Below are 26,703 nucleotides of genomic sequence, written 5' to 3'. Positions count from 1 at the left end.
AGGACAGTAAGGACAGCGCCGGCACACAACAGGGGGACCTGCTTGTGTGTCGGCTTTTGTCGCATGTGATAGTCATTTGAAACAACGATCGATTGAGGAGACTGAAAATGAGCACTGCACCATGGACCACCTCTTACCCCGCCGGCGTACGCTGGGATGCCGACTTGCCAACTTCGAGCGTGCCGCAATTGCTGCACGATGCGGTGGCCAAATGGCCGCTGCAACCGGCCTTGGAATTCATGGGACAGCGACTCAGCTATCGCCAATTGCAGGATATGGTCGATCGCGCGACTTGCGGTCTGCAGCGACTCGGGCTTAAGCCGGGCATGCATGTCGGCTTATTTCTTCCGAATACACCACACTATGTGATTTGTTTTTTCGCTATCCTGCAAGCCGGCGCCATTGTCGTCAATTACTCGCCGCTCGATGCAGCACAAGTGCTCAAGCATAAAATCGAAGACAGTCATACCGATTTTCTGGTGACGCTCGATATGAGCATGCTCTATCCGCAGATGGCGCAGATGCTCGGCACCACGCGCTTGCAAAAGCTGATCGTCGGAAATCTGGCCGAAATGTCGCCGCAACCGGCGGCGCTGCATGCACACCTTAGCCAGGCCGGTCAGCTGTGCAGCATACCGAGCGATGCACAACATGTCTTGTTTGCTGACTTGATCGATAACGACGGTGCTTACCAAATGCTGGCCAGCGCGCAAACGGTCGAGCAAATCGCGGTATTGCAGTACACCGGCGGCACCACCGGTTTGCCGAAAGGGGCCATGCTGACGCATGCGAACTTAACCACGGCATGCAGCCAAATCATGGAAACCACCAATGTCACACCGCGTGTGCTGATGGAAGGGCGCGAACGCTTGCTGGCAGTGCTGCCCTTGTTCCATATTTATGCGCTGACTGTCGACATGTTGTTCGGCATACGCTTGGGTGCGGAAATTATTTTGCACAGCCGTTTCGATGTTGATGCCGTGGTCAAGGATTTGACCAACAAAAAAATTACTATCTTCCCCGGTGTACCGACCATGTATACGGCCATCATTCATTACCCTGATATCGGTCATTACGATTTGAGTGCGCTGAAATTTTGTAATTCCGGCGGCGCACCCTTGCCGGGCGAAGTATTGCAGCAATTTCAAATACTGACCGGTTGTCATTTATTGGAAGGCTGGGGCATGACTGAAACCTCACCCACCGGTACCTTCACCCCGCTCGGAGGCGTGCGCAAACCTGGTTCATGCGGCTTGCCGACACCGGGCATCGATTTCAAATTCGAGAGTTTGGACGCCCCGGGTCAGTATGTCGCCGCCGGCGAGCGCGGCGAAATTTGTGTGGCCGGGGCCAATGTCATGCGCGGATACTGGAACAAACCCGAAGCCAATCAAAGTGCCTTCACGGCCGATGGCTATTTCCGCACCGGCGACGTTGGCTACATGGATAGCGACGGCTATGTCTACATCGTCGATCGTACCAAGGACATGATTTTATCGGGTGGTTACAACGTTTATCCGCGCAATATCGAAGAAGCGATTTACCAGCATCCGGCGGTGGCGGAAGTCAGCGTCATCGGTATTCCCGACGCTTATCGCGGCCAAGCGGCGAAGGCTTTCATTAAACTCAAGACCGGTCAGAGTGACTTGAGTTTCGAGCAATTGAAAGCATTTTTGCAGGATAAACTGGGCAAGCATGAAATGCCACAGGCGATAGAAATTCGCGCCGAATTGCCGAAGACACCGGTTGGCAAATTGTCGAAGAAAGAGTTGTACGACGAAGAGGCGAAAAAGCGCAGCGCCGCCTGAAGTCGTTCCCGTATGGCTTACAATAGCGCCTGAAGGCGGCGCTGTAGTCCGTCATTGCCGGGCATAGGCGTCAATATGAAAATTCTGCTGGTCGAAGACGATCCCATGATCGGTGAAAATATTCAGATTGCGCTCGAGAGCGAAGCTAATCTGGTTGACTGGATCAATAACGGCGACGATGCCGAACAAGCGCTGCAACTGCATGACTACGATGTGCTGTTGCTGGACTTGAGTCTGCCGCAACGCGATGGCATGGAAATTCTGCGCGCGTTGCGCAAGCGTGGCGACAGCTTGCCGGTCTTGCTGATGACGGCGCGTGACACGGTGCCACAACGGGTGGCCGGTCTCAATGCCGGTGCCGACGATTATCTGATCAAACCCTTCGACCTCGATGAACTGATCGCCCGCATGCATGCGTTGGTACGGCGTGCTTGCGGCCGTATCGATGATGTGTATCGCCATGGCGAGGTCAGCATTAAGGCACGCACGCGCCAAGTCAGTCGGCATGCCGAGACGGTGATTTTATCGGCGCGCGAATGGGCGATTGTCGATGCGCTCATTGCCAGGCCCGGTGCGATTCTCTCGCGCGGCCAACTGGAAGAATACCTGTTTGGCGGTGCCACCGATATCGAAAGCAATGCCATCGAAGTGTATATCCATGGCTTGCGCAAAAAATTGGGCCAGAAATTCATCGTCAATGTGCGCGGAGTCGGTTACATGGTGGAAAAAAATCCATGAAATCCTTACGTGTGCAAATGATCGTGTTGTTTGGTTTGGCCATGGCGCTGACTGCAGCCTTGCAGTTTGCCAGTTCGTTTCAGGTGATCGTGCGCGAAGCCAACAAATTGTTTGATTTTCATATGCAGCAAATGGCGCTGGCTTTACAAGACGGTGATTTCCAGCAGCTCAACTGGCGCACGGTACCCGGCATCGAAAGTAATAATTTTGATTTTGTCGTACAAGTGTGGAGTGCCGACGGCGCACAGGTGTACCAATCGCGCCAGTACCGGGTGTTGCCGCAGCAAGCGGTACTCGGTTATTCCAATACCGTGCTCGATAACGGCGAGTGGCGTATCTACGCCGCCCAAGCGCAAGGCCGCGTGATCCAAGTGGCGCAAAAAACCAGTGCGCGCCGCCAGCGTGCCATCAGCATGGCCATGAGTTCGGTTATGCCGATTGTGCCGGTGGCGCTGTTGTTGTTTGCTGTTGCTTGGTGGGCGATCAGTATCGCGCTCGCGCCGCTGACACGGATAGGCAAGGAGCTGGCGCAACGCAGTACCGATTCGGTGGCTACCGTGTCGGATGCCGGAGTGCCGCAAGAAGTCTCGCTGTTAGTGACGGAATTGAATTCACTGCTGTTACGCATGGGCCGCGCCTTGCAGTCGCAGCAGCGTTTCGTCGCCGATGCCGCGCATGAATTACGCTCACCGATTACGGCCGTGCGTTTGCAAGTGCAAAACCTCGGACGTGCACGCGATGAAGTCAGCCATGAGCAAGCGGTGCGCCGGCTATTGGGTGGGGTCGATCGCGCCGGCCATTTGGTCGAGCAGTTGCTGGCGCTGGCGCGTCAGGATCCATCGTCGACGCCATTACCCCTGCATTGTTCACTCAGTGCTTGCGCCGAACAAGCGCTCAATGATGTACTCGTGTTGGCCGGCAGTCGGCAGATCGATGTGCATAGTCAGCTTGAGCCTGATTTGTTCATCGCCGGCGAGAGCGAAAGTCTGCGCGTCATGATCCGCAATTTACTCGACAATGCGATTCGCTATATTCCCGCACACGGCCAAGTCACGCTGGCATTGACGCGTACACCGGCAGGTATCTTGCTCGTGGTCGAAGACAGTGGTGCCGGTATTGCGGCGGCCGAGCGCAGCCGGATTTTCGATCGCTTTTATCGCGTGCCCGGCACCAGCGTCAGCGGCAGCGGTTTGGGCTTGGCCATCGTCAAAGCCATCGCTGAGCGGCATCATGCCAACATTACGCTGGGCGAGGCAAGCTTGGGTGGCTTGGCCGTGCGGCTGTTTTTTTCGCCGCAATCTTGAGTAAGCCGCTTTGTTTACGGCTATTTTCTGCATTCATGCTGTTTTCTTAAGTTACACCTAAGTATAGTAGTGCACTATGGCAAGGTTTTAGATTCAGCGCTCGCGTGTGTTTGCCGGCGCCTTTGTATTTCCTCGCTATTTCACGCTATATCCATCTCACAGGACCATCATGTACGCCACCATTCCATTCCGCCGTCTCGCCACTCTTGCCGCCGCCACTGTTCTGGCAGCTTGTAGCTCACCGGTCAAGCTGGCCGAGAAGCCGGTCGTCGCGACGCCGGTTCAAGCAGCGCCGGCCGATACCCGTGCCGTTGCGGCCGTGGTGGCACCGAGCGTCGATCCGCTCAATGACCCTAGCAGTGTGCTGGCCAAGCGCAGCATCTATTTTGATTTTGATAAGTATGCAGTCAAGTCTGAATTTACCCCGGTCATCAGCGCCCACGCACAATATTTGAGTAAAGCCAGCGGCAAGAAAATTCTGATCCAAGGAAACACCGATGAACGCGGTGGCAGTGAGTACAATCTGGCGCTGGGCCAGAAACGTGCTGAAGCCGTGCGCAAAGCAATGGCTTTGTCGGGCACACCGGAAGCGCAGATGGAAGCGGTTTCCTTGGGTAAGGAAAAACCTAAAGCCAGTGGCAACGATGAAGCGGCTTGGAGCGAAAATCGTCGCGCTGATATCGTCTACTCACAGAAGTAAACCGCAGCAGCGGTTTGATTCCGGGCCGCTGAGCGGCCCGGAATACTTTTAACCGCGCCGATTACATCGCTGTGAACAATTGCCGCACGGATTTAATCCTTGCGGCGCTTGACAAGCACGCTGCAAAGCGAGAATACTGAGCGACTTTTCGCTCTCACTGTACCGGGTCGTCGCCTTATGCTTAAACGTTTCATTCTGTTATTCGCTCTTTCCCCTATTTTTCCGGCATGTGCCGTGCAAGTTAATTCGCAAAATGCCATCATCGTCGAAGATGGCAGTGGCAAGATTTTATTTGAAAAAAATGCCGGCACGGTCGTGCCCATCGCCTCGTTGACCAAATTGATGACGGCGATGGTCGTGCTTGATGGTCGTCCGGACATGGGAGAAAAAATTTGCATAGAAACGGCCGACCTCGATGTGCTCAAACACAGCGCTTCCCATGTGCCGGTCGGTACCACGCTGGCGCGCCGTGAAGTTTTGCAATTGGCCTTGATGTCGTCGGATAATCGTGCCGCCGCGGCCTTGGCGCGCACTTATCCGGGCGGGAACGCGGCCTTTGAAAAAGCCGTGAATGTAAAAATAAAGGCGCTGGGCATGAGCAGCACAGTGATGAAAGAACCAACCGGCTTGTCGCCCGAGAATACTTCAACGGCCAACGATTTGGTCAAGATGGCCGTCGCAGCGTCGCATTATCCTGCTATCACCGACATAACGACCGATAGTTCCGACACGATCGCCATCAAAGGGCGCATGCGTTTGTTTCACAACACTAACCGCTTAGTTGGTAGCAAGGGCTGGGATATTTTATTGTCCAAGACCGGGTTCACCAATGAGGCCGGGAGTTGTTTGATCATGCGCATCCAGCTGGCTGACAAGAAAGCCACGCTGGTGCTGTTGCATGCCACGGCGAGTTCTTCGCGTTTTGCCGATGCCAAAAATATCCGCCATTTGCTGGCGCAAGGCGGTAGCGTCGCTGCGCGCGCGCAAAAACGCGGGCGCGCCACCTGATCGGCTTCGATTCACTCTGCGCTTGCGCTGAAAAAAAACGGGCGTTGACTTCACAGTCAGCGCCCGTTTTCATTGCCAGCGATGGTTTACGATTGCTATGGTGCCGTGCACAGACAGTGGGTGATGGCCATATAACCCTTGCCATCTTTATTCAAATCCGCCAACCACAGGAAGTCGGCCCCGATCTGGGCCGCCGCAGCTGGTGGGATGCCGCTCGGTATCAGTGTCAGTTTGAATTGCTGTTCCAGCACGCCGGCGGCGCGCGCGCCGATCAAATCGAACAGACGATCAAATTTCGACAAATCTTGTTCGATATAGCTGACCCGGTAATTGTCGCCGATTTTGGCACGCAGAGCGGCCGATTTCAGAGCGTCGCCATAGCTGCCTACGGTGTCGACCAGTCCGCGTTCGCGTGCTTGGGCACCGGTCCATACGCGACCTTGGGCTACCGCATCAATTTTTGCTGGCGTTGTTTTACGTGCCAGCGCGGCTTTGCCGGTAAAGTCGGCATAGATGTGGTTGATGCTGCCCTGTATCAGTTGGGCGAAGCGCGGGTTGAGCGGTCGCAGCGGATTAAATGGATCGGCCAACCAGGTCGTGGTGGTGCCGGCCGTGTGGATGCCGAGCTTGTCGATGGCTTTGTCAGCTGTCGGCAAGATGGCGAACACGCCGATCGAGCCGGTGATGCTGGCTTCATCCGCGATGACTTCATCGGACGCCATGGAAATCCAGTAACCGCCGGAAGCGGCCAGATTCCCCATCGAGACCACCACCGGTTTGCCGGCGGCGCGCGTCAATTCAAGTTCGCGCCGTATCAATTCGGAACCGAAGGCACTGCCGCCGGGTGAGTCGATGCGCAGCACCAATGCTTTGATATTGGCATCTTCGCGTGCTTTACGGATCAGGTTGGCCGTCGAGAGACCACCGATGGCACCTGGCGGAGCCATGCCGTCGCTGATTTCGCCGGAGGCGACGATGACGCCGATGGCCGGGCCGATCAATTTCGGTTTTTGTCGCGCCAGATAGTCATCAAAGGTGATTTGGCGGAAGGTGTGGTTTTCTTCATCTTTGCCGGCGTGCTTGAGCATCATGGCACGCAGTTCATCGCGGGTTTTGAGGGCATCGATTAATTTGAGATTGAGTGCCATTTTACCGGCATCGTCGCCGGCGGCAGTCAATAATTCCGGGGCTTCGTCGATGTAATGCATGATGCTGCCGGCTGGCAGTTTGCGCGCCTGTTCGACATTGCTGGTGTAAGTTTTCCACATCGCATTGTAGAGAAAACTTTCCGCTTCACTGGCAGCGGGCGACGGGGCGTTGGCGATGTAGGGTTCGGCGAAGCTTTTGTAGGTGCCGACTTTGAGCAGGTTGACCGTGATGCCGACTTTATCGAGTGCATCGTGGTAGTAATTGCGGTATTTACCAAAGCCGCTCAAAAACACGGCACCCATAGGGTGTAAGTAAATTTCATTGGCATGGGCCGCTAAAAAATACTGACGTTGATCGTAGCTCGAGCCCCAAGCGACCACGGTTTTGCCACTCTTTTTGAAGCGCTCAAGCGCCGCGCCGGTTTCGCGCAGAATCGGCAAACCCGCATTACCCATATCGTCGAGCAGCAGAACCACGCCGCTGATTTTATTATCGCTGGCGGCGCTTTCCAATACGGTCAAGATGTCACGCAACTGTATGGTTTTTTTGGCTGTGCCTTGTGCTTCAGCCAATAAGACATCGCGCGTGCTGCCGGAATGCTGCTCTACCAAGGCACCCTTGAGGTCGAGAATGAGGATGGTCTTTTCTTCGAGTTTTTTGCTGCCACCGCCGAGTAAGGCGATGGCGATGGCGATCAATAACGCTAATACCAACAGATTGAGCAGGATGCGGCGACTGACGTCGAGCGCACGCCAGAGCCAAGAGAGGCCCTTGGCTATCCAACGAAATGGAGGAAAATTCATGAAAACGTATCCTTTATGTCTAGAAATTCATTCAGGCCAGATGGCCGCCAGCAATTGCGCCAAATGTGCGCCGGCGCGCGCCAGCGCGTCTTGTTTGAGGATGAGCATGGACTTCTCATATTCTAACGGTAAAGCGATGGACCAGTTGTTGCCGTTTAGCGAAGTACTGCGCGGACTGAATTGGGTACCGCCAAATACCGTGCGCGCATCGTGTAGGGCCTCATCGGCCCACAGACGCGGTAATTGTGCCGCGCTTGCCGTATGCAGCGGTATTTTTTTTGCTGCCGTGATCAGTGCTCGGTTCATCTGGCCACGTTTTAACTGCGGCGGCAAATCATCCCACAAGGCATGCAAATTGCCGCAGGGGCATTGTAGTGCATTGCCGCCGACGGTATTGTTGTTGGCATCGTGGATGTTGTCATCGGGGGCGATGATCGCACCGCTTTGGTCGAGGAAAACCGAGCCGACATGCAAAGGCTGGTGCAAATCGCCGACATAGTGACTGAGCAGTATCAGTGCCTCGCTGGGGTCTTTGAAGGCAAACGGTGGCGCTGCCGGCTGTCCTTGCAAGACCAGGATGGCGGCTTCGATGGCGTGGACGATGTCATGGTCGCTGGCACCGACGTAGTGGTTTTCATAATGTTCATGTTCGATGCTGATATCGGCATAGTGGTATTGCTTATGGCAGCTTTCTTCCCCACTTGCTGGTTGGCAATTTGTATCGTTGCGACGCACATAGTCTGCCATCGCGGCAATATCAGCCGGATTTTCAAACGCCGCGCACTCGGGGTAGCGACCGGCGCTGGTATAGCGGTAGTCTTGGGCCGGGGCGATGCCTTTGACACAATCAGCCCAGACGGCGACCTGTTCGAGCTTGCGTTCAGCCAGCAAATTGCTGACGTGGCGGCCAGCCGGCGTATCGAGTAACAAGGCGTCGGCGATCGCTGCCACGCTTTGATGGCCGTCCGCCCCCCAAGCATGGCTGAGTTGTGGCAATGCGCTGCAGGCGAAGAATAGTACGTAAAGGATAATTTTTTGCATAAGTCTTGATCAAGGAGGGAAAAATTCGCACTCCGGCCAGGGGTGGTGATGGCGCGAGCACGCGAGTGAAAAACTTGAAGGAAAGAATATCTTGTAAATATTACCAGCATATGTGCGTGGTGCGGAAAATTGCCGCAGCAACAGACGGCCGCAGCAAGTGGAGAGTCGACTTGTGTGCCAATACCGGCTAAACTTGCGGGATTTTCCCCCTATTTTTGCGGCATCTGTAATGAACACCATGAACCCCACGTCAGGCCTGAGCCCGGCAGCAGCATCTGAGTCAGATTCTGAGTCAGTCAATGCATCAGTCAACGATTCCGCCAGCGCTGCCGGCAATGCGCAGCATAGTGAGCTGATTCGCCGCGAAGTGGCGCGTCGTCGCACTTTCGGCATTATTTCCCATCCCGATGCCGGTAAAACCACGCTGACGGAAAAACTGTTGATGTTTTCCGGTGCGATTCAATTGGCCGGCACGGTCAAGGCGCGTAAGAGCGGCCGCCATGCCACCTCGGATTGGATGGAAATTGAAAAGCAGCGTGGTATTTCGGTCGCTTCGTCGGTGATGCAGTTCGAATACCGCGGTCACGTCGTCAATTTGCTCGATACTCCGGGGCATCAGGATTTTTCTGAAGATACGTATCGGGTGCTGACTGCCGTCGATTCGGCACTGATGGTGATCGATGCTGCCAAGGGCGTGGAAGAGCAGACCTTGAAGTTGCTCAATGTCTGCCGCATGCGCAATACGCCCATCATTACCTTCGTCAACAAGATGGATCGCGAAACCCGCGATCCGCTGGAATTGCTCGACGAATTGGAATCGGTACTGAAGATAAAATGTGCGCCGGTTACTTGGCCCATCGGTATGGGTAAAACTTTCCGTGGCGTGTATCACATCCTGAAAGATCAAATTTTACTGTTTACTCCGGGCAGTGAACGGGCTGACCAAGAATTTGAAGTCATCGAAGGCATCAATAATCCGCGTTTGGCTGCCATGTTCCCGCTCGAAATCGAACAACTGAAAATGGAAGTCGAGTTGGTACACGGTGCCTCGCATCCGTTTTCACTCGAAGATTTCCTCGCCGGCGTGCAGACGCCGGTGTTTTTCGGCTCGGCTATCAATAACTTCGGCGTGCGCGAAATTCTCAACGCCTTGCTCGACTGGGCACCGCCACCATGCGGCCGTGATGCCACGATACGCACGGTGGAAGCCGGCGAAGCCCCGTTCTCCGGTTTTGTTTTCAAGATTCAAGCCAATATGGATCCGGCCCATCGCGATCGTATCGCGTTTCTGCGCGTCTGTTCCGGTCGCTTCGAGCGCGGCATGAAACTCAAGCATTTGCGTCTCAATCGCGAGATCAAAGTCTCCTCGGTGGTGACCTTCATGGCCTCATCGCGCGAGCAAGTGGAAGAAGCGTATGCCGGCGACATCATCGGTTTGCCTAATCATGGCAATATGCAGATCGGCGACAGTTTTTCTGAAGGCGAATTACTACAATTCACCGGCATTCCGTATTTCGCCCCCGATTTTTTCCGCACGGCACGGATTCTCAACCCACTCAAAATCAAGCAACTGCAAAAGGGTTTGCAACAATTAGGTGAAGAAGGTGCAGTACAGGTATTCAAACCCGTGGTGAGCAGTGATTTGGTGCTCGGTGCCGTCGGGGTGTTGCAGTTTGAAGTCGTCGCCAGTCGCCTTAAAAATGAATATGGCGTCGATGCCGTATTCGAGGGCACCAGTATCAGCAGCGCCCGCTGGATTACCTGCGACGATAAAAAAATGTTGGCCGATTTTGAACGCTCCGGTGCCGGCGTCAATATCGCCTACGATGCGGCCGGGAATATGGCCTATTTAGCGACCTCGGGCGTGAATTTAAAATTGACACAAGAACGCTGGCCTGGCATCGCTTTCCATGCCACCCGCGAGCATGCGGCCAAATTGAGTTGAGTGTGACGCTGGCGACGGCAGCAAAGAAATTTGACCGGTTCGGCGAGAGATTGCGCGAGCCGGTTTTTTTAACTTCAGATTTTTCCTACTTACAAATTCTGTGTCTTGTTCTAGACTGCAAAGCTAAGCACGCTTGCCGTGGGTAATCGAGGAAAATCATGAAGTCTTATCGTCAACTGTTCCATCTTGCCGCGCTGGTGTTGATCATGCTGCTGCCGACCGCGCACGCGCAGGTGCCGGCGGCGCATGCCGTGGCCGGTATCACAATTGTCATTCCGCTCAGTGCCAAGGGAAGTTCACGCGCCGAGTCTGTCGCCGCGATGCGCGACATTGCGGCATTCGTAGCCCGGCAACCGGGCCTGATCGATGCCGTGCTGATGGAAAATAATAATCCTGCCAATACGCCCAGCCATGTCCATGTAACGCGCTGGTTCAAGCTCGGTGATTGGGAAGCCTTGTTCAGCAATCCTGAATTCAAAGAATTGGCTCGGCGCCATCAGGCGCGCGTCAGCGTTGCCGACGGGACTGCGATTTTCACGCCGCTGAAATAGATGCGCAGCGTGCTGCCGCAGGCAGCATATGCAAATAAGAAATACTTCTTTGTCGCTCAGTGTGGCACGGACTATGATGGATGCTCTGCTACCCCCTGTCGGTGGCACCCGCATTCTCGGAGAAAAAACCATGCCTGTTTCATTTATTCGCTCGGCCGTATCGGCTTCCCTGTTGGCGCTCGGCTTAGTGTTGGCGAGCAGCCACGCCAGTGCCGCCGATTTACTCGATACCGTGCATGCGCGCGGCAGTTTGAAGATCGCGGTAGAGGGTACCTATCCACCGTTTAATTTTACCGATCAAAAGACGCATGCTTTATCGGGTTTTGATGTCGATGTGGCACGCTTGTTGGCCGCTAAGCTCGGTGTCAAAGCCGAATTCGTCACCATAGAATGGAGCGGTATTTTGGCCGGCTTGTCGGCTGGGAAGTTCGATGTCATCGTCAATCAAGTCGGCATCACGCCTAAGCGCGCCGAGAGTTTTGACTTTTCTACTCCGTATACCTTGTCGGCGGCACAACTGGTGGTACGCAAAGATGAACAGCGCAGCTTTACCAGCTTGGTCGATTTGAAGGGCAAGAAGCTCGGCGTGGCACAGGGCAGTAACTATGAAGAACGTGCCAAGGCCAGTGCCGGTATCGACGTCAAGAGTTATCCGGGTGCACCCGAATATCTGCAGGATCTGGCTGCTGGACGTATTGATGCCGCACTCAATGACAGTTTGATGGTGGCATATTTATTGAAAAATTCGCCACTGCCAATTAAAGCCGGTGCCGCCATCGGTGAAGTGACCAGCAATGGTATTCCTTTTGTGAAAGGTAATCCGAAATTCGCGGCGGCGCTCAACCAGGCATTGGCGGCCATCAGCAAAGATGGTAGCCTCGCACAGGCATCGATCAAATGGTTCGGACGCGATGTCAGTAAGGCACCTGCGGCACAATGAAGCAGCGCCTGACGGCGCGTGGTATAACAGTTTCCCCGCAGTGCGGGGATTTTTTTTGGGATGAAAATGAACGATTGCTTCGAATTATTGCAAGCGGCCGCGCCGCAGATGTTGGCCGGCTTGGGCAATACGCTGTTGTTTGCACTCAGCTCTATGTGCGGCGGTTTGCTGCTCGGTTTATTGCTGGCGCTGGCGCGCTTGTCCGCGTGGCGCTTGGTGCGACTGCCGGCCGCGCTGTATGTCAGCCTGATGCGTGGCACGCCATTGTTGGTGCAGATATTTTTGATTTATTACGGCTTGCCGGCGATCGGTTTGGAATTGTCGGCGACCGTGGCCGGGATTTTGGCACTGAGCTTGAATGCCGCTGCCTATTTATCGGAAAGCTTACGCGGTGCGATTGCCGCCGTCAGCAGCGGTCAATGGGAAGCTGGGCTGAGTCTCGGTCTGAATTGGCGTCAAACTCTGATGGCGGTGATTTTTCCGCAAGCCTTACGGATTGCCGTGCCATCACTGAGCAATACCTTGATCAGCTTGATCAAGGATACCTCGCTGGTCTCGGTCATTACCGTCACTGAGCTGATGTTAGCTACCAAGGTGGCGATTGCCAGCAGCTTTCGGCCGTTGCCCTTGTATGTCGCGGCAGCAGCGGTATATTGGTTACTGAGCTGGTGCTTTGAAATGCTGCAGCGCGCACTCGAGCGTCGTTTGCAGAACGCGCATCGGTGAAGCCAGCGCTTGATTCAGACTCCTTGCTTGAGTTGCTGTTTTAAATTCGGTGCCAGTGACAAGATCACCAGTGCCAGCGCCAGCGGTAACGCCGATATGAAGCCGAGATGTTTGAAACCGAGTGCGCCCATCACGCCGCCGACAAAAAAGGCCGTGACCAGCATTCCATGCAGGCGCAATTTCGTCATATTGGCACCGACTTCTTCATCCCGTGGTACTTGACTGCCCTGACGATTCCAATAAATCAACTTACCCAGTTCGATGCCGATGTCGGTCACCAGACCCGTGACATGGGTGGTGCGGATTTCCGCATTGGAAATTTTGGTGATGAGGGCGTTTTGCAAACCCATCAGATAGCATAAAAAAACCGTGGTCAGTGACACCGTCACCACCGCGTGTTGCTGCAATTTGCTGCCGATCAGACCAAAAATAAGCAGCAATACCGCTTCGAGCAATAACACCGGTGTATAGATGTAACGTAAGTGATTGCGCTTGGCATAGTTGACGATGATGGCGGTGCCGGCGGCCCCCCAAGCAAAAGCAATGAGCATGAACAGGGCGGCGAATGCCGGTACCAAGCGTCCTAGTACCAAATCATCGGCCGCCGACGAGAGCATGCCGGTCATGTGTGAGGTGTATTGGCCGACGGCGAGATAACCACCGGCATTCAAGGCCCCGGCCACGCCAGCCAGGGTGACGCCGAGATGGCGATTCGACCGGGCGGTTCGTTGCGGTGAGGTGAGCTTGGCGAGGTAATTGATGGGCATGCAAAGAGCCTTGATAGCGGACGGTATATAAGTAACAGTATAAGCTTCTGTGCCACCGCGCGTATTCCTGTCAGATCGAGAAACTGTGCTTGTTTGGGTTAGCTCAAACATAGAAGCTGTCAGCAGTGCTCATTAATACCATTTAAATACCTGTTGACAGTCACGGTGGAATAATTTTACAGTCTGGCCGAGTAGCGTAACCCTGACCGGGCAAGTGTTTTTTGTGCCTCAAACCTAGATCAATGATGACTTCCTCGACTGAAAATTTGCCCGTGAACTTGGCCCTGAGTGCCACCCCAGACCCCGGCGCGCTGCGTTATCTGCTTGGGGTTGATGGTGGTGGCAGCGGTACCCGTGTGGTGTTGGCTGATTTACAGGGGCGTGAACTGGCGCGCGCCGCCGCCGGCCCATCCGGCCTTGCGCTTGGACGGGCGGCGGCATGGAGGGCGATTGAGGCAGCCATTGCGGCCGCCTTTCAAGCGGCCGGCTTGGTGCAGCCACACGCGGCGGCATTGGCGCTTGCTTGTGGTTTGGCCGGGGTGAACAATGTGCAGTGGGCGGCTGAGCTGATGGCGCAAAATCCTGGTTACGGCCTCGTAGTGGCCGAAACCGATGCCTACACGAGCTTGCTGGGCGCGCACGCCGGGCAGGCCGGGGTGGTGGTGGCGCTTGGTACCGGCAGCGTTGCTCAAGTACTACACGCCGATGGCAGCCGGCGTGAGGTCGGTGGTTGGGGTTTTCCGGTCGGTGATGAGGCCAGCGGGGCGTGGCTGGGTATGCGGGCGATGAATTTTTTGCAGCGCGTGCTCGATGGTCGTGCCGCTGCCAATACCTTTTCTTTGGCGCTGTTGGCACAGTGTGGCGGCGACAAAGATGGCGTGTTCGCTTGGCTGGCACAAGCCAAGCAAACCCGTTTTGCTAGCCTCGCACCGCTCGTCATCGAGCATGCAGCCACACAGGATGTGGCGCGCGACATGCTGTTGGAGGCCGGCCGCGATGTCGAGTTGATGGTGGCGGCACTCGATCCCACACAGTCGCTGCCGGTCGCTGTATGCGGCGGACTGGCTGCGGCGATCAGCCCTTTTTTACCACCGGCACTACAACAACGGCTACAGCCAGCCAAGGGCGACTCTGCCAGCGGTGCCTTGATTTTGATTCGAGATCATATCGATCAGTCAAACCGGAAAGACTGACATGCAAGCATTCCAGCCTTGTCTATGCCGAATCCGAAACCGGTGAGCGATAGTCTGTAGGCTTATCTGGCGACGCATAATGTGGCACCGGCACGCGGCTTACCTATTTAAGCAATGGCACGGCGAGCGAGTTATCCTCTTCTTACTATCGCAGTGATTATTTTGATTTTGTAGCGGAGCTGTTTCTATGAGTGTGCATCAACAATTACATGGGCAAATTCTGACGCCCGATGGCTGGTTGAACGGGACGATAAAGTTTATCGATACCATCACGGCACTGAGTGCTGATAGCGCTGATAGCGCTGATAGCAGTGGGGCGGAATCGGCGGGGCCATATATTTTGCCTGGTTTTATCGATTTGCATGTGCATGGTGCCGGTGGTAAAGATACCATGGAAGCTGGTGATGCGGTCAGCCTGATCGCGCGCCAACACGCGCGTCATGGCACCACCAGTATGTTGGCGACCACGATGACCGCGCCGCTGGCCGATATCGAAGCGGCCTTACAGGCGATCCGGCCGCTGTTGCTAGAGCGTCCAGCGGGTACCGCGCGCGTGCTCGGTGTGCATCTCGAAGGCCCGTATATCAATCCGGGCAAGCTCGGTGCGCAACCCGATTTTGCCGGCGTCGGCTCGCTCGAACAAGTGCTGCGGTTTGATGCCATCGCTGCCATCAAACTGGTCACGGTGGCGCCGGAAATTCCCGGTCACCTGGAGTTGGTGCGGCAGTTGTGTGCCATCGGCATGGTGGTGCAGATCGGTCATACCCTCGGCACCTACGAGGATGGCGTGGCGGCCTTGGCCAGTGGTGCACGCGGCTTTACCCATCTTTACAATGCCATGTCGCGCCTCGATCAGCGCGCGCCTGGCATGGTCGGGGCCGCGCTCGCGCATGCGCAGTATTCGGAAATCATTCCGGATTTACTACACGTCCACCCCGGCGCCATTCGTGCCGCCCTGCGGGCGATTCCGCAGTTATACTGCGTGACCGATTCGACCGCGGCCACCGGCATGCCAGATGGTCCGTATATGCTGGGCCGTCAGATCGTGCATAAGTGTCTGGGCGGAGTGCGATTGGCCGACGGTACCTTGGCCGGCAGTACCCTGACCATGGATCAGGCTTTGCGGAATTTGGTCGCCATTGGGCTCGACCTGGCCGATGCCTCGCGCCGCGTCTCGACCAATGCCGCCGATTATCTGGGCTTAAGCCAGCGTGGCCGGCTGCGTGTCGGTGCGTTTGCCGACATGGTGGTGCTCGATTCTCAGCTTAAGCTCATTGCCGTTTATGTAGAGGGAGAAAAAATTGAGCTCGCAAATACTTAAAAAGCACGTTCCTCCCAGCATGTGGCAAAACAATGGGCTCCAGATCAGCCGTGCCACTTGAGCCAGCTGAGCGAGAGAAATTGAATCAGCCCTGGTACCGAAATCGATCAGCTTGTTAATTTATTCGGCGCGCTCAAAGCGCGCTAAGGAGGGAGTTTTACATGACGCAACAAGCAGGGAAGCACGCGCAGATGAGCTTGCAGCAGGCACGCCAACTGGCGGGTCAACTGGTGATGATACGCATGCCCTTGACCAGTCTCGATGCGGCGGCGGCCGAATTTTTACGCACGCATCATATTCGCGCACTATGCTTGTTTCGTAACAATATGATCGATGCGCCACAACTGACGCGCCTGACTGCCGATTTACGCGCCGTGATGGGGCCACAGACCCTGCTCGCCATCGACCAGGAAGGCGGCGCCGTGGTACGCACTACCTGGGGCCCACAGCCACCATCGGCGATGTCTTTGGGCGCGGCCGATGATGTGACACTGTGCCGTGAGGTCGGTGCGGCGGTGGCGCGGCATCTCAGGTCACTCGGTTTCAATTGGAATTTCGCGCCGGTTCTCGATGTGAATAATAATGTCGATAACCCGGTGATTTCCGAGCGCTCGTTCGGTGCCTATCCCCAGCGTGCCGCCGAGCTGGCCTTGGCCTGGATGGATGGCAGTTTGGCCGAAGGCGTGGCCTGTTGCGTCAAGCATTTCCCCGGTCATGGCGATACCCATATCGACTCGCACCGCGACTTACCAACGGTGGATAAAAGCCTGGCGCAATTAGAGGCGCTGGAACTGGCACCATTTCGTCAAGCCGTGCGTCGTCAGGCACCGGCCATGATGAGCGCGCACATCATTTATCCGGCACTCGACGCCGACTATCCGGCGACCATGTCGCCGGCGATTCTGCATCGATTACTGCGCGATCAATGGCAGTATGAAGGCGTGCTCATTACCGATGGCATGGATATGCATGCGATTGCCGGTCGCTATGGCGTCGGCCATGCCGCTGTCTGTGCCTTGCTGGCTGGGGCCGATATGGTGATGGCCTTAGGGAATACCGCAACTCAACTCGAAACCTTGACGGCACTGACCGAAGTGATTTTGTCGGGGCAGATTTCGCTCGCTGAGATCGAGCGCAAGCTCGCGCGCATTCGCGCTCTCACTGTGGCTTATCCCTGTGTGGCGACGCCGTATCAGACTGAATTGGCCGATCATCTCTTGATGTCGCAGGCGTGGCGGCGCGGCTTGACTGCCATCGCGGCACCGCAGGCACCGGCGCGCAATAGCAAGGTGCGTTTGCTCATCAGTGCCGATGTCGTCAGCGACGGCGTCTCGGAAGCCGGTATTTCGGCCGCTCAGGTTAGCGCCATGCTGGCCAGTTTATATGATGTTGATACCGTCACTTTCGAACGGGCCGATGAGTTTGACTGGCACAGCTTACCGGCTGATGGGCGGACTGTGATTCTGGCTTCGACGGTGCGGATTCGTTATTCCGAGCGCGTGCGCCAAAGCTGGAAGCCGGCGCTGCATTTGGTATTGTGGAATCCATTTCAGGTGCTCGACATCGATGCGCCAGCCTTACTGAGCTATGGTTTTGCGCTGCCAGCCTTGGATGCGATGCGTGCTTGGTTGGCGGGTGAAATCACGGCTGCCGGGCGGCTGCCGGTCGCCACCTGAGCCGAACAGAGCGTCGCTTGCGATTACCACAGCTCTGCGCGCTGATGCCGGATCAGTTCACGCCAGCAGCGCAGTGCAGAGTGAATTGATTTCCTCTTCGGAGTCATTGAGAATTTCCTGCAAAGTGCTGTCCTCGACTTCGAAATCAATCAAGGTAGTTTCTTGCTTGATCTGTAGGCTCTCCATTTGATGCAGTGGCGACACCACCGGTGCGATGTCATTGGCCAAGATCAGCGTGTCGGCCAGCGATATGGGCGGTATCGCCGCAATACCTTGCCACAGCGATTCAACTGCCGCCACCACCGGATCGGGGATGGCCAAGAGTTTGATCACGCCACGGGCAATCACCCGTTCACCGTAAGCGAGCCAAATATCAGGCGAACCATCGAGTAAGCCGGGAAATTCTTCGGCGCGCGAAATCAGATAAAAACCGCCGATTTCATGGATGATGCCGGCAAACATAGCCGTGTCGGGGTCGACCTTGGTGATGTGGCGCGCGATCACTTGCGCCAATGCGGCGACATGGGCTGAATGCTCCCATAACTGACGCGCTTTGGCTTGCAAGCCAGGGTCGCGTACTTGTTGATTCAGCTGTCGCACGATCAGCGCCGCGACCAAGGTGCGCAGACTGCGAAAGCCAAGCCGACTCACTGCCATCTTGACATTCGTGATGCTGTTGCCCGAACGATTGTACGTAGCCGAATTCGCCAAGGCCACGGTACGCGCGGCCAGCAGCGGATCATTCATGATCATGCGGGTAGCTTGATCGAGATGACAATCGGGGTCGTCGAGTGCGCGCTTGAGTTTGAGCGTCGCGTCCAGATGGGTAGGAAATATCAGCTCGCCGCTGTTGAGTTCTTCGGCAAGAGTTTTCAAGATGGCTAAGCGGTCCATGGCAGTTCTCCGGTAAACGTGCTGCGGCAGCATGCTTGTTAAAGAATGTTAAATGGCCGCCTGATGTCAGACAGGATAGGTAAAAAAATTCTATAAAGCAACTTTTAATTAATTATGATGATTTGGCGCTTGTTTCGATTGCTGGCGCTGATGCAGATAGTGCGGGCGCTGGCTGTGCTCGGTGCTGGCTTGACGACTGCTGGCCAAGATGGCGATGAGCAGGCGAAATACAATCAGCGTCAGAACGACGGCCAGCGCGAACGGGATCAAGCTGATGAGCAGCACGATCGCCATGGCATAGACCAAAAACCGTGGCAGTGGCGTGGCGGCACCGGCACGTGCGAGCTTGTACAGTAATTGACGGCACTCTTGCCCAGTCTGGCGCAGCAGCGAATAAAGATATTGAGTGAATGGTTTGGCTGTCATGGCCTTGTTTCCTTTAATCAGCAATGAAATAGAAATATACAAACAATATTATTACTGCGGGTGTTGAAGAACGCTACGGTAATCGGACACGCCGATTGCCGTCAGCGGCCAGGCCCCTGCGTCAGATGGGACAGATTCCTAGGACCGCCCCGGTCGCACCACCAAGGCGACGCCAGCCAAGGCAACGGCCATACCCGCGGCGGCGGTCGCGGTGAATTGTTCGCCGAACATCAGCCAAGCCATGGCGGCCGTCACCGCCGGTACCAGATACATATAACTGGTGACTTTGGTTGCTTCGCCGTGGCGTATCAAAATGAACAGCACCGAAATGCCGACGCCGGAAAGAATGAAAATCGACCACGCCATGGCGGCAAAAAATTGTGGTGTCCACAGGATGACTTGTTTTTCCAGCAGTAAGGCAAACGGCAAGGTGACCAGCAAGGAGGCAGCGAATTGCAGCACTTGACCGGTACGCACATCGAAGCTCGGGCAGGTTTTTTTCTGGTACAAGGTTCCGCAAGTCATGGCCAATAAGGCCATCACCGCCAGCGCTACGCTGTGCAGTGATAAATGCACCACCGACATTTTATTGGCCACCACCAAGCCGACTCCGATGATGCCCAAACCCAAGCCCAGCCATTGTTTTCCGCGGATTCGCTCACCGATCATCGGGCCCATGACAGCCGTCAGGATGGGCTGGATATTGGCAATCAGTGCGGCTAAGCCGGCCGGCATACCGAGTTTCACAGCCGACCAAATCCCACCCAGATAGACTGCTTGCATCAATACCCCGGCCACGGCAATCGGTAACCAGGCGCGGCGTTCTGGCCATGGGGCCCGCATGCAGATGGCGAGTACGAGCATGAAGATAATCACGCCGGCATAGCGCAGGCATAAAAACGTCAGCGGTTCTGCATACGGCAAACCATATTTCGCGACCACATAGCCTGAGGCCCAGATAAAGATGAAAATGGCGGGTAAATAGCGATGTAAAGGAAAGGCGCGCATGCGACGTAGTCTCTGCAATGAATGAAAAAGGATAATTTTTTTTATTACATAATCGCATGTCGGCAAGCGACGACAGGTGAAAAAAAACCTGCGATGCATAGCATGACGCAGGTTTTTTTCATCTCAGCGGGGCGTGCCACAATGGCACGCAGCAATTACGCCAGATTGGCTGCTGCAAAATCCCAGTTCGCCAAGGCCCAGAATGCTTCCAAGTATTTTGGACGAGCATTACGGTAGTCGATGTAATACGCATGTTCCCACAAATCGCAGGTGATCAGCGGCTTGTCGGTGGTAGTCAGTGGTGTCGCTGCATTCGATGTGTTGACGATGTCGAGGCTGCCGTCGGCTTTTTTGACCAACCAAGTCCAGGAAGAACCGAAATTACCGATGCATGATTTGGTAAAGGCTTCTTTGAAGGCGTCGAAGGAACCCCATTTGGCATTGATGGCATCGGCCAGCGCGCCGCTTGGCGTACCGCCACCGGCTGGTTTCAAACCGTTCCAGTAAAAGCTGTGATTCCAGATTTGCGCCGCATTATTGAAAATACCGGCCGAAGATTTCTTGACGATGTCTTCCAAGCTCAGGTTTTCGAATTCTGTACCTTTGATCAGGTTATTGAGATTGGTCACATAGGTCTGGTGATGCTTGCCGTAGTGGTATTCCAATGTTTCCTGAGAAATGTGTGGAGCGAGAGCGTCCAATGCATAGGGCAATGCCGGCAGGGTATGTTCCATGGTAGGTCCTTTAATTTACGTCAGTGATCGGTCGTCAGGGTCCGTTTATTGTTAAGGAAGCGCGGATTTAATCCAAGCGGTTTGCCCGCCGCCACTGAGGCGCACTTGCGTCGTCTTTTGCCGTCAATAGCTCGCTATGAACGGCAAAAGACCCCTTGCATTGCATCCTCATTGGCAGCGGTCAATTCCACTGCGATTAAATCTGCACTTCCTTAAACGCAACAGACTCTATTGTAAGCTTTTGTGAGAAAGCTTGCAGATTCCTTAGTCTAAACTTGCTTGCACGCTGCTGATGCCCAGATCGGCGCTGCCATCGGCCAAACGGACGCGCAGCGCTTGCTGGGGCTGCAGTTCGCCAGTGCTGCGCAGGACATGTCCGTGGCGATCGCTGAGGATGGCATAGCCTCGTTCCAGCGTGCGCTGCGGATTGAGCATTTCCAGTTGCGCGCTCAAGGCGGCCAACTGCGCAGCTTGCTGCTGTTGGCAGTGGCGCATGCCTTGCTGCAGTCGTTGTTGCCATTGTTGTAAAAAATGCCGCGCCGTGTGGCTATCGGGTTGGGCCGCGTATAAACGCTGGCGCAATTGCTGCAGTTCGCTGCGAGCGTGCTGCAGCGGTACGCGCGCCGCATATTGCAAGCGCAGCGCCGCCTGCCGCAATTGCGCACGGCGGGCGGCAATCGCCGTGGCTGGGCTATGCAGTCGGCGGCTCAGGTGGTCGAGGCTCTGGCTGCGTTCGCCTTGCAGGCGCTGCATCGCACGTTGCAGCAATTGCTGACTAGCTTGTAATTCCTTGAGCCAGTCGGCGCGCGGACGTAGCGCCAGTTCGGCTGCAGCCGTCGGCGTGGCGGCCCGCAGGTCGGCGGCATAATCGGCGATGGTGGTATCGGTTTCGTGGCCGATGCCAGTGATCACCGGAATGGCGCAATGCGCGATGGTACGCGCCACCACTTCTTCATTGAAGGCCCATAAGTCTTCGATACTGCCGCCGCCGCGGCAGACCAGCAGCAGTTCACATTGACCGTGCGCTTCGGCACTGGCGATCGCGCTGGCGATCGCGGCGGCGGCACCTTGGCCTTGTACCGCGGTGGGGTAGAGCCAAATCTGCAGATGCGCGGCGCGGCGTCGCAGGGTCGTGAGCACATCGCGCAAGGCGGCAGCTTGTAAGCTGGTGACGATGCCCAGTGTGCGTGGAAATGCAGGCAAGGGACGCTTGCGCGCGGCATCGAACAGGCCTTCGGCAGCGAGCGCGGCTTTCAAACGCAGAAAGGCTTCATACAAGTTGCCGACGCCGGCGCGTCGTATCGCTTCGACGCTGAGCTGGTAATCACCGCGCGCGGCGTACAAAGTGACCAGCACGCGTAGTTCGACGCGATCGCCTTCGCGTGGCAAGAAGTCGGCATATTGGGCGCGGCCGCGAAACATGACGGCACGCACTTGGGCGTTGTCATCTTTGAGCGTGAAATACCAGTGTCCTGAACTGGCGCGGGTGAAATTCGATATTTCACCGGCTACCCAGGTTAAGGGTATGTGACGTTCCAGCAATTTCGCGACGACCTGATTGAGAGCCGACACGCTCAGCACGGCTGGGCTGGTGTCAGTTGTTGGTATCCAAGGGCTGGTTTGCATAGGTGAGGCGTTTCAGTGAGAAGCTGTAGCGAGCTGTGGTGCAGCAATCGCTTATGGTAGCAAATATTGCTGCACTCATGCAGCTGATGGTGTGCAAGTGTGTGCATCTAAGCATGTACAAATAAGGTATGCAAATAAGGTATGCAAATAAGTTGTGCAGTTGGAAAACACCGTTACAAATCAATGACTTTAGTTAGATCTCGGCAACTTATGCACAAAGATATCCACAGAAAAAGTGCATAAGCGCTAGCTAGTTAATCAAATCTAGTAAAGAGTTAGTGTTGATTAATTTTTAATCAGTATGATTATATTGAATTAAATCATATACTTAAGGCGATAAAATTTCTTTGTACACAAACTTATCCACATAAATTGTGCAGAACCTTGGCATTATCCACAGACAAAGTTTGTAAAAATGAAATTTTTTGCATGGAACAGCAAAAATGGCGTAGTGCTTAAAAAAAAGGCGGCAAGAATTTAATGATATAAATCAGTAGCTTAGCGATATTCGACGGAGTTTTTCACATGGTTGTCCACATATTTTGTGCAAAAAGTCATGCTTATCCCCAAGCGCCATGCAAGGGACTTTCTCTATGTGCTGGAAATTCCTTCCCAGAGGCAATAAACGGCGATTTGCTGTATTTTTAAGCGCCGGATTTTTATTTATATAAATCAATTGCTTAGCGAGAAATCGGGGGTTTTTGCACAGTCTTGTCCACATCATCTGTGTAAAACATAGAGACTTATCCACAGTCGTGCTGGAGTGCAAAAAAATCAGGCAACAAAAATGAAAAAGAACGCGTTTGCTTATTTTAGTTGCATCGTGATAAAGCAAAGCAGAATCAATCACTTAGGCTCGATTCGAGGTGCTTGTGCACAAGCTTGTCCACAAATTGTGTGCAAAAGCGACGGCAAAAAAATTCTTTAAAGAAAGTTTTTTCTGCACATTATTCTGCTTAAAACTTGAGCGTTCGAATAAAAATGTTATATTTCAATTACTTAGCTCACTTTCTCTGGCTTATCCACAAGCTTGCACACAGATAATGTGCAAAACCAGCGTGTTGTGATTTTAAATTATGGCGGATGCGCAATAATTTCTGCCTCCACCTCTTGCCCGACGCGAAACAACGCGCTACATTGCGGGGTTGGAATCCAGAACTTTCAAGGAGTGCGTTTTGTTCGCTATCATTCAAGCCGCCGGTTGGCCCATTTATCTATTATTGACTGCCTCGGTGGTTGCCGTGACCTTGATCATCGAGCGTAGCCTGTCGCTGCGGAAAGCGAAAATCTTACCGCCGACCTTACTCGATGAAGTCATACGCGTGTATCAAAGTGGTAAAATCAAAGCCGAAGTCATCGATCAATTGGCGGCCAATTCACCGCTCGGCACCGTGCTGGCAGCCGGCTTGCGCAACGTCCATGCACCGCGCGAGATCATGAAAGAATCGATAGAAGAAGCCGGTGCCGCGGTGGCCCATAGGCTCGAAGCTTTTCTCACTACCTTGGGAACCATTGCCTCGCTCGCGCCGCTGATGGGTTTGTTCGGTACCGTGGTCGGGATGATAGAAATTTTCGGTTCGCAAACTGCTGCCGGTGCCAATCCGGCGCAGTTGGCACACGGTATTTCGGTGGCGCTCTATAATACCGGCTTCGGCTTGCTGATCGCGATGCCTGCTTTAGTTGCCTATCGTCATTTTCGCGCCTTGGTGGATAGTCTGGTGGTAGATATGGAGCAACAAGCAGTCAAATTTGTTGATGTTGTTCACAGCGCCAGAAAGTAAGCACCATGAACTTTCGTAAAGGAAAAGCGCGCGAAGAACCGGAGATCAATTTGATTCCGTTCATCGACGTCTTATTGGTGATTTTGATTTTTCTCATGGTGACGACGACCTACAGCCGTTTCACTGAATTACAAATCACTTTGCCGACGGCGGACGCCGACAAGGCGCAGGAAGCCAAGCCGAACCAGATTGAAATTGGCATCGATGCACAGGGCCGGTATAAAATCAATCAACAAGCGGTCTCGTTTCTCGATACGGCCACGTTGGCCGATGATCTTAAGCATGCGGCCGCTGCCTTGGAGGGGGGGGCTGCTGAGCCGGTGATCATCATCAATGCCGATCGAGCCGCCACGCACCAATCTGTTGTCGATGTACTGGAAGCTGCGCGGATTGCCGGATTAGCCAAAGTGACCTTCGCTGCACAGGCCAGTAATAAAACGAAATAGTCAAGCTGTGGCAGGTGGCTAAAGTAATATCAGTGGGGGAGCTTCGCTCCCTCGTGTTTTTTTGGAAATGGAATTTGAATGCAGGCAAGTATTGAGGCGTGGTTGTTGGCTGCTTGGCAGCGCCGCGGCGTGTTTGCCTGGCTGATGCGGCCACTGGCGCTGGTGTTTGAATTCATCGTCAAGTTTCGTTTCGCCTTGTTTTTGCTTGGTTATAAACGCCAATATCGTCTTGCTGTGCCGGTGATCGTAGTCGGTAATATTTACCTTGGCGGTACCGGCAAGACGCCGTTGGTCATGTATTTGCTACAACAATTACAGGCGGCCGGTTTTCGGCCTGGGGTGATTTCGCGCGGTTACGGCGCGGCAGCTGAGCGCGTCATCGTGCTTGATGATGATGCTTTAGCCGAGCAAGTCGGTGATGAACCCTTGCTCATTGCTGCGCGCAGCGGCGTGCCGGTGGCGGTCGGGCGCGATCGTGTGCAAGTCGCACAAAGTTTGCTGGCGGCGCATCCAGAGATCAATATCTTGGTCGCCGATGATGGCTTGCAGCATTATTATCTGGCGCGCGATGTAGAAATCATGTTGTTCGACCAACGTGGTGCCGGCAATGGTTGGATGTTGCCTTCCGGGCCATTACGTGAGCCGCTGACGCGGCGGCGCGATTTCACTGTGCTCAACAGCGCTGCCGATGCGACCAGCGCTCCGGGCGTGCCTGCTGAAGCGTGGCGCATGCAGTTACAAGCCCAAGCGCTGTATCAGTTATCCAGCCCCATGCAGCGCCTGCCATTAGATTGTTTGAAGGCAGAACGGCTGTGGGCGGCGGCGGGAATAGGCAATCCGGAGCGCTTTTTTTCTATGTTGCAACAACATGGTTTGCTGTTTTCGCGCCTGCCGCTGAGTGATCATCATGTGTTCGATGCCGGCAGTTTTGCCGGGCTCGATGCCGATTGCATACTGATAACGGAAAAGGATGCAGTAAAATGTAGGGAAATTCCGGCACTGAAAAATGACGCGCGGATCTGGGTGCTGCCTGTGGAAGCACAGCTCGATGCAGGATTTGCCACTGATTTACTACAATTGATTTCGGAGAAAAAGCATGGACGCTCGCTTGCTTGATATTTTGGTTTGCCCTTTGTGTAAAGGGCCTTTGCAATACAATAAAGTCGCGCAGGAATTGATCTGCCATGGCGACAAACTGGCTTTTCCGGTGCGCGATGACATCCCCATCATGTGGGCGGACCAAGCGCGCACCTTGAGTGCGGCTGAAATCGCTGAGCGTTGAGGTCAGCGTCATGAGTTTCATCGTCATTATTCCTGCTCGGCTGGCGTCGAGTCGTTTGCCCGATAAGCCTTTGGCCGATATCGGCGGCAAGCCCATGGTGGTGCGTACGGCCGAACGGGCACTGGCTTCCGGTGCGTCGGCGATCATGGTCGCGACCGACCATCCTTCCATCGTCGCCGTGTGCCAGGCGCATCAGATTCCAGTTACCTTGACGCGTGACGATCACCCTTCAGGCACTGACCGCATCGCCGAAGTGGCGGCGCGTATGAATTTGCCAGACGATGCCGTCATCGTTAATGTGCAAGGCGATGAGCCCTTGATCGACCCGGCCCTCATTGCCGCCACGGCCGCCTTGGTCAGCGCGACGGTGCCGATGGCGACGGCGGCCCATCCCTTGCTCGATGCTGCCGAAGCATTTAATCCGAATGTGGTGAAGGTCGTGCTCGATGTGCAAGGGCGCGCATTATATTTTTCCAGAGCGACAATTCCTTGGCACCGCGATGGTTTTGCTCGCACTCATGCCAGCTTGCCGGAAAATTATGCGCCGCTGCGGCATATCGGGCTGTATGCATATCGCAACGATTTTTTGCGAAAATATCCACAACTGGCGATTTCTCCGTTGGAACAAATTGAAGCTTTGGAGCAATTGCGTGTGTTGTGGCACGGTTATGCGATTGCGGTGCACATTGCGGCTGCCAGCCCTGTACCTGGCGTTGATACCTTTGAAGATTTGCAAAAGGTCAGGCAAGTTTTTTTGGAAAACGCGCAAAACGCAAGTCCAAAGGCAGTGCTTCCATGCTAAAACATCAAGAATGCGCGAAATTGTGGTAAGTTTC

25 protein-coding genes are annotated in these 26,703 nt (G+C 54.7%); 17 read left to right on the top strand and 8 right to left on the bottom strand.

Annotation, left to right across the window (positions count from 1 at the left end):
* Nucleotides 1-107 precede the first annotated feature (107 nt).
* The 5 genes from RHM61_RS01430 (at nucleotide 108) to RHM61_RS01410 (ending at nucleotide 5,558) form a co-directional block, all read left to right on the top strand.
* A complete protein-coding gene (locus tag RHM61_RS01430) occupies nucleotides 108-1,808 on the top strand; it encodes a long-chain fatty acid--CoA ligase (protein WP_322249360.1) in 1,701 nt (566 codons plus the stop codon).
* A gap of 75 nt (nucleotides 1,809-1,883) precedes the next feature.
* Nucleotides 1,884-2,546 carry a response regulator gene (locus RHM61_RS01425; RefSeq protein WP_322249359.1) on the top strand — a complete coding sequence of 221 codons (663 nt, stop codon included), beginning with the start codon at nucleotides 1,884-1,886 and terminating at the stop codon, nucleotides 2,544-2,546.
* Nucleotides 2,543-3,850 (top strand): ATP-binding protein, encoded by a 1,308-nt coding sequence (locus RHM61_RS01420; RefSeq protein ID WP_322249358.1) that lies wholly within the window; start codon nucleotides 2,543-2,545, stop codon nucleotides 3,848-3,850. The genes RHM61_RS01425 and RHM61_RS01420 overlap by 4 nt, the downstream gene beginning before the upstream one ends.
* A gap of 169 nt (nucleotides 3,851-4,019) precedes the next feature.
* The gene (gene pal, locus RHM61_RS01415; protein WP_322249357.1) at nucleotides 4,020-4,550 is read left to right on the top strand and encodes a peptidoglycan-associated lipoprotein Pal; all 531 of its coding nucleotides are present in this window, start codon (nucleotides 4,020-4,022) and stop codon (nucleotides 4,548-4,550) included.
* 234 nt (nucleotides 4,551-4,784) lie between these two features.
* On the top strand, nucleotides 4,785-5,558 hold the full coding sequence (locus tag RHM61_RS01410; protein ID WP_369124401.1) for a serine hydrolase: 774 nt from the start codon (nucleotides 4,785-4,787) through the stop codon (nucleotides 5,556-5,558).
* 95 nt (nucleotides 5,559-5,653) lie between these two features.
* On the opposite strand, the gene sppA is transcribed toward RHM61_RS01410, so the two are convergent.
* Nucleotides 5,654-7,510, bottom strand: a complete 1,857-nt coding sequence (gene sppA / locus RHM61_RS01405; protein ID WP_322249355.1) for a signal peptide peptidase SppA — start codon at nucleotides 7,508-7,510, stop codon at nucleotides 5,654-5,656.
* A gap of 27 nt (nucleotides 7,511-7,537) precedes the next feature.
* The gene (locus tag RHM61_RS01400) at nucleotides 7,538-8,551 is read right to left on the bottom strand and encodes a S1/P1 nuclease (protein ID WP_322249354.1); all 1,014 of its coding nucleotides are present in this window, start codon (nucleotides 8,549-8,551) and stop codon (nucleotides 7,538-7,540) included.
* Nucleotides 8,552-8,789: 238 nt separating this feature from the next.
* On the opposite strand from RHM61_RS01400, the gene RHM61_RS01395 reads away from it, so the two are divergent.
* The 4 genes from RHM61_RS01395 (at nucleotide 8,790) to RHM61_RS01380 (ending at nucleotide 12,713) form a co-directional block, all read left to right on the top strand.
* The gene (locus tag RHM61_RS01395) at nucleotides 8,790-10,496 is read left to right on the top strand and encodes a peptide chain release factor 3 (RefSeq protein ID WP_322249353.1); all 1,707 of its coding nucleotides are present in this window, start codon (nucleotides 8,790-8,792) and stop codon (nucleotides 10,494-10,496) included.
* 158 nt (nucleotides 10,497-10,654) lie between these two features.
* Nucleotides 10,655-11,047, top strand: coding sequence for a hypothetical protein (locus RHM61_RS01390; RefSeq protein ID WP_322249352.1), 393 nt, complete (start codon nucleotides 10,655-10,657; stop codon nucleotides 11,045-11,047).
* Between the two features lie 130 nt (nucleotides 11,048-11,177).
* Nucleotides 11,178-11,987, top strand: a complete 810-nt coding sequence (locus RHM61_RS01385; protein WP_322251016.1) for a transporter substrate-binding domain-containing protein — start codon at nucleotides 11,178-11,180, stop codon at nucleotides 11,985-11,987.
* Nucleotides 11,988-12,053: 66 nt separating this feature from the next.
* A complete protein-coding gene (locus RHM61_RS01380) occupies nucleotides 12,054-12,713 on the top strand; it encodes an amino acid ABC transporter permease (protein WP_322249351.1) in 660 nt (219 codons plus the stop codon).
* Between the two features lie 14 nt (nucleotides 12,714-12,727).
* Here the strand turns inward: RHM61_RS01380 and RHM61_RS01375 are convergent, their stop codons facing one another.
* Entirely contained in the window at nucleotides 12,728-13,480 is a 753-nt protein-coding gene (locus tag RHM61_RS01375; protein WP_322249350.1) for a YoaK family protein, read from the bottom strand.
* 245 nt (nucleotides 13,481-13,725) lie between these two features.
* On the opposite strand from RHM61_RS01375, the gene RHM61_RS01370 reads away from it, so the two are divergent.
* The 3 genes from RHM61_RS01370 (at nucleotide 13,726) to RHM61_RS01360 (ending at nucleotide 17,670) form a co-directional block, all read left to right on the top strand.
* The gene (locus RHM61_RS01370) at nucleotides 13,726-14,673 is read left to right on the top strand and encodes a BadF/BadG/BcrA/BcrD ATPase family protein (protein ID WP_322249349.1); all 948 of its coding nucleotides are present in this window, start codon (nucleotides 13,726-13,728) and stop codon (nucleotides 14,671-14,673) included.
* 187 nt (nucleotides 14,674-14,860) lie between these two features.
* The gene (nagA, locus tag RHM61_RS01365; protein WP_322249348.1) at nucleotides 14,861-15,994 is read left to right on the top strand and encodes an N-acetylglucosamine-6-phosphate deacetylase; all 1,134 of its coding nucleotides are present in this window, start codon (nucleotides 14,861-14,863) and stop codon (nucleotides 15,992-15,994) included.
* Nucleotides 15,995-16,155: 161 nt separating this feature from the next.
* A complete protein-coding gene (locus RHM61_RS01360; protein ID WP_322249347.1) occupies nucleotides 16,156-17,670 on the top strand; it encodes a glycoside hydrolase family 3 protein in 1,515 nt (504 codons plus the stop codon).
* Nucleotides 17,671-17,727: 57 nt separating this feature from the next.
* Here the strand turns inward: RHM61_RS01360 and RHM61_RS01355 are convergent, their stop codons facing one another.
* From RHM61_RS01355 to xseA, 5 genes are all read right to left on the bottom strand, one after another.
* Complete coding sequence (locus RHM61_RS01355; RefSeq protein ID WP_322249346.1) at nucleotides 17,728-18,564, bottom strand: HDOD domain-containing protein; 837 nt, start codon at nucleotides 18,562-18,564, stop codon at nucleotides 17,728-17,730.
* Between the two features lie 108 nt (nucleotides 18,565-18,672).
* Nucleotides 18,673-18,990 (bottom strand): hypothetical protein, encoded by a 318-nt coding sequence (locus RHM61_RS01350; RefSeq protein ID WP_322249345.1) that lies wholly within the window; start codon nucleotides 18,988-18,990, stop codon nucleotides 18,673-18,675.
* A gap of 138 nt (nucleotides 18,991-19,128) precedes the next feature.
* Nucleotides 19,129-19,998 (bottom strand): DMT family transporter, encoded by an 870-nt coding sequence (locus RHM61_RS01345; protein ID WP_322249344.1) that lies wholly within the window; start codon nucleotides 19,996-19,998, stop codon nucleotides 19,129-19,131.
* 155 nt (nucleotides 19,999-20,153) lie between these two features.
* A complete protein-coding gene (gene sodB / locus RHM61_RS01340; RefSeq protein ID WP_322249343.1) occupies nucleotides 20,154-20,732 on the bottom strand; it encodes a superoxide dismutase [Fe] in 579 nt (192 codons plus the stop codon).
* 264 nt (nucleotides 20,733-20,996) lie between these two features.
* Complete coding sequence (gene xseA / locus RHM61_RS01335; RefSeq protein WP_322249342.1) at nucleotides 20,997-22,358, bottom strand: exodeoxyribonuclease VII large subunit; 1,362 nt, start codon at nucleotides 22,356-22,358, stop codon at nucleotides 20,997-20,999.
* A 1,175-nt stretch (nucleotides 22,359-23,533) separates the two neighbouring features.
* Between xseA and RHM61_RS01330 the strand changes: the two genes are divergently transcribed.
* The 5 genes from RHM61_RS01330 (at nucleotide 23,534) to kdsB (ending at nucleotide 26,669) form a co-directional block, all read left to right on the top strand.
* Nucleotides 23,534-24,139, top strand: a complete 606-nt coding sequence (locus tag RHM61_RS01330) for a MotA/TolQ/ExbB proton channel family protein (protein WP_322249341.1) — start codon at nucleotides 23,534-23,536, stop codon at nucleotides 24,137-24,139.
* A 5-nt stretch (nucleotides 24,140-24,144) separates the two neighbouring features.
* Entirely contained in the window at nucleotides 24,145-24,585 is a 441-nt protein-coding gene (locus tag RHM61_RS01325) for a biopolymer transporter ExbD (protein WP_322249340.1), read from the top strand.
* Nucleotides 24,586-24,663: 78 nt separating this feature from the next.
* Nucleotides 24,664-25,701: a tetraacyldisaccharide 4'-kinase gene (gene lpxK, locus RHM61_RS01320; RefSeq protein WP_322249339.1), complete on the top strand. Its 1,038-nt coding sequence runs from the start codon at nucleotides 24,664-24,666 to the stop codon at nucleotides 25,699-25,701.
* On the top strand, nucleotides 25,682-25,867 hold the full coding sequence (locus tag RHM61_RS01315) for a Trm112 family protein (RefSeq protein WP_322249338.1): 186 nt from the start codon (nucleotides 25,682-25,684) through the stop codon (nucleotides 25,865-25,867). Before lpxK ends, RHM61_RS01315 begins: the two co-directional genes overlap by 20 nt.
* Before the next feature lie 10 nt (nucleotides 25,868-25,877).
* Complete coding sequence (gene kdsB, locus RHM61_RS01310) at nucleotides 25,878-26,669, top strand: 3-deoxy-manno-octulosonate cytidylyltransferase (protein WP_322249337.1); 792 nt, start codon at nucleotides 25,878-25,880, stop codon at nucleotides 26,667-26,669.
* Nucleotides 26,670-26,703: the final 34 nt, after the last annotated feature.

The sequence above is a fragment of the Undibacterium sp. CCC3.4 genome, from assembly GCF_034347425.1.
GTDB lineage: Bacteria > Pseudomonadota > Gammaproteobacteria > Burkholderiales > Burkholderiaceae_D > Undibacterium.
This window is presented reverse-complemented; position numbering and strand designations above follow the sequence as displayed.

Excerpts from the sequence above, each read along its gene's own strand:
- nagA (WP_322249348.1), top strand. The coding sequence starts at position 14,861 with ATGAGTGTGCATCAACAATTACATGGGCAAATTCTGACGCCCGATGGC.
- RHM61_RS01400 (WP_322249354.1), bottom strand. The coding sequence starts at position 8,551 with ATGCAAAAAATTATCCTTTACGTACTATTCTTCGCCTGCAGCGCATTG.
- RHM61_RS01380 (WP_322249351.1), top strand. The coding sequence starts at position 12,054 with ATGAACGATTGCTTCGAATTATTGCAAGCGGCCGCGCCGCAGATGTTG.
- RHM61_RS01315 (WP_322249338.1), top strand. The coding sequence starts at position 25,682 with ATGGACGCTCGCTTGCTTGATATTTTGGTTTGCCCTTTGTGTAAAGGG.
- RHM61_RS01370 (WP_322249349.1), top strand. The coding sequence starts at position 13,726 with ATGACTTCCTCGACTGAAAATTTGCCCGTGAACTTGGCCCTGAGTGCC.
- RHM61_RS01355 (WP_322249346.1), bottom strand. The coding sequence starts at position 18,564 with ATGGACCGCTTAGCCATCTTGAAAACTCTTGCCGAAGAACTCAACAGC.
- xseA (WP_322249342.1), bottom strand. The coding sequence starts at position 22,358 with ATGCAAACCAGCCCTTGGATACCAACAACTGACACCAGCCCAGCCGTG.
- sodB (WP_322249343.1), bottom strand. The coding sequence starts at position 20,732 with ATGGAACATACCCTGCCGGCATTGCCCTATGCATTGGACGCTCTCGCT.
- lpxK (WP_322249339.1), top strand. The coding sequence starts at position 24,664 with ATGCAGGCAAGTATTGAGGCGTGGTTGTTGGCTGCTTGGCAGCGCCGC.
- RHM61_RS01390 (WP_322249352.1), top strand. The coding sequence starts at position 10,655 with ATGAAGTCTTATCGTCAACTGTTCCATCTTGCCGCGCTGGTGTTGATC.
- RHM61_RS01395 (WP_322249353.1), top strand. The coding sequence starts at position 8,790 with ATGAACCCCACGTCAGGCCTGAGCCCGGCAGCAGCATCTGAGTCAGAT.
- RHM61_RS01385 (WP_322251016.1), top strand. The coding sequence starts at position 11,178 with ATGCCTGTTTCATTTATTCGCTCGGCCGTATCGGCTTCCCTGTTGGCG.
- RHM61_RS01325 (WP_322249340.1), top strand. The coding sequence starts at position 24,145 with ATGAACTTTCGTAAAGGAAAAGCGCGCGAAGAACCGGAGATCAATTTG.
- RHM61_RS01430 (WP_322249360.1), top strand. The coding sequence starts at position 108 with ATGAGCACTGCACCATGGACCACCTCTTACCCCGCCGGCGTACGCTGG.
- RHM61_RS01420 (WP_322249358.1), top strand. The coding sequence starts at position 2,543 with ATGAAATCCTTACGTGTGCAAATGATCGTGTTGTTTGGTTTGGCCATG.
- RHM61_RS01375 (WP_322249350.1), bottom strand. The coding sequence starts at position 13,480 with ATGCCCATCAATTACCTCGCCAAGCTCACCTCACCGCAACGAACCGCC.
- RHM61_RS01350 (WP_322249345.1), bottom strand. The coding sequence starts at position 18,990 with ATGACAGCCAAACCATTCACTCAATATCTTTATTCGCTGCTGCGCCAG.
- pal (WP_322249357.1), top strand. The coding sequence starts at position 4,020 with ATGTACGCCACCATTCCATTCCGCCGTCTCGCCACTCTTGCCGCCGCC.
- kdsB (WP_322249337.1), top strand. The coding sequence starts at position 25,878 with ATGAGTTTCATCGTCATTATTCCTGCTCGGCTGGCGTCGAGTCGTTTG.
- RHM61_RS01360 (WP_322249347.1), top strand. The coding sequence starts at position 16,156 with ATGACGCAACAAGCAGGGAAGCACGCGCAGATGAGCTTGCAGCAGGCA.
- RHM61_RS01425 (WP_322249359.1), top strand. The coding sequence starts at position 1,884 with ATGAAAATTCTGCTGGTCGAAGACGATCCCATGATCGGTGAAAATATT.
- RHM61_RS01345 (WP_322249344.1), bottom strand. The coding sequence starts at position 19,998 with ATGCGCGCCTTTCCTTTACATCGCTATTTACCCGCCATTTTCATCTTT.
- sppA (WP_322249355.1), bottom strand. The coding sequence starts at position 7,510 with ATGAATTTTCCTCCATTTCGTTGGATAGCCAAGGGCCTCTCTTGGCTC.